At 66.9% G+C, this 1,782-nt stretch carries 1 protein-coding gene; it reads right to left on the bottom strand.

The window, feature by feature from the left end; genetic code table 11:
* Positions 1–423: 423 nt before the first annotated feature.
* Complete coding sequence (gene glk / locus AC1DU6_RS29870) at positions 424–1,416, bottom strand: glucokinase (RefSeq protein ID WP_457446348.1); 993 nt, start codon at positions 1,414–1,416, stop codon at positions 424–426.
* Positions 1,417–1,782: the final 366 nt, after the last annotated feature.

The following is a 1,782-nucleotide window of genomic DNA, read 5'->3' as shown; positions in this document are numbered from 1 at the left end:
GGCCCGAAGTCCGCCTCCGGGGCCACCGGCGCGCGTCTCGTGGGCGAGAACCCAACGTCTCGAGCAGGTTTGTATCAAAACTARATTTTTTCCAGCATCTGCGTAAACCCTAGACGTTGCGAAGAAACGACCCGATTTCAGTCAAAAACCGCGGGTAAACCAGCATGGAATTGACACTGCCGGCGAAACATCAGGGCGAACAACTACGCAAGAAGTCAAAACTTGTAGCGCAACTACAGCATCAACTTAGGGGTTAACAACAGGTCTGCCGGCGTGACCAATCGCGTCCGGGCGACGCAAGGCGCAAGGGGCGGTCATGCAAGGCGAGAGCACGCAAGGCGAAGCCACACCGGCCGCGCGGCGGCGGCGTGGTGCCAAAGATCGCGTGTGAGAAGACGGCGCGCGCAGACCGCGCGCGCCGTGTCAGGCGTCGGCCTGCTCCAGCGCCAGGGCGGCGCCGGACAATGCGGCCAGCGTGTCGGTGATGAGGGCCGTGGGGATGCCCGCCAGGAAGGGCTGGAAGCGCCCCTTGGCCTCGAAACGGGCGCGGAACTCCGATTGGAAGAAGCGCTCGCCCAGGCGCGGCACGATGCCGCCGCCGATGAAGACGCCGCCGCGCGAACCCAGCGTCAGCGCGACGCTGCCGGCGAAACCACCCAGCATGGCGCAGAAGAGATCCAGCGTGCGCACGCAAGCAGTCGATTCACCGGCCAGGCCCCGGGCGACGATCTGCTCGGTCGGCAGCGAGCTGACGTCTTCGCCCTCCCCGAGCGCGGCCGCGACGGCGCGGCACAGCACCGGCAGGCCGATGCCCGACAGGAAGCGCTCGGCCGACACATGGGGGAACTCGCGGCGCGCCTGGCTCAGCACGGCGCTCTCAAAATCGTCCGCCGGCGCCAGCGTTGCGTGCCCACCCTCACCCGGCAGCGCCAGCCAGCGCCCAGGGGCGCGCACGACGCCACCCACGCCCAGGCCCGTGCCCGGGCCGATGACGGCCATGACCGTGCCCACGGCCACGTCACCGGTCGCCGGCGGGGGCACACCCCAGGCGCGCAGCTGGTCGGCACGCAGCCGCGGCAGCGACAGCGCCTGGGCCTCGAAATCATTCAGGCAGAGCAGCGTCTTCAGGCCCAGTTCGGCCTGCGCGCCGGCGCGCGAGAAGCTCCAGGCACCGTTGGTCAGCTCGATGTGATCGCCGTCCAGCGCCGTCGCGAGCGCAAAGGCCGCACTCTGCGGCTGGGCCTTGCCGGCTGGCTGCCCCTGCAGATATGCGCGCACTGCGGCCGCCGGCCCCGCATGGCCCGCCACCGACAGCACCCGCACGTCTTCCACCGCGGCGCCGGGGCCGGCAACGGTGCCGAAACGCGCATTGGTGCCGCCGACGTCGGCCACCAACCAGGGGTAGGCGGCACTCATACAGGAACTCCCGAAACAAGGAGGGGCGCAAGGCAGCGGATATTCAGGAGTCGGGCAGTGGCAAACACAGGGCTGAAAAGGGTGTAGTACGGTCGCGGCGGACGGTAGCAAAACTACATCCGATCGACAATACAAACTCGCCCTTGGAATCTCATCTCGAATGAGAAAACGCTTTCAACTCCCGGCAAGCCAGCCATCGCCCTGGGGAAACTCGATTGCCGAGGATCTGTAGTGAAGCTACAACCTGTTTGAGCTTCCACACCAGGAATCGCCCCCGAAAGGGTCCAAGGCAGGTCGCCTGCGCGCCTGCTGATAATCGCCCGTCTTTCCTCAGGTTCCTTCAGCGCCCATGCCCCGTTTCGACAG

The sequence above is a fragment of the Roseateles sp. P5_B10 genome, assembly GCF_056400485.1.
Note: the sequence above shows the minus strand (reverse complement) of the source record. Positions and strands in the feature narration are given on the sequence as shown.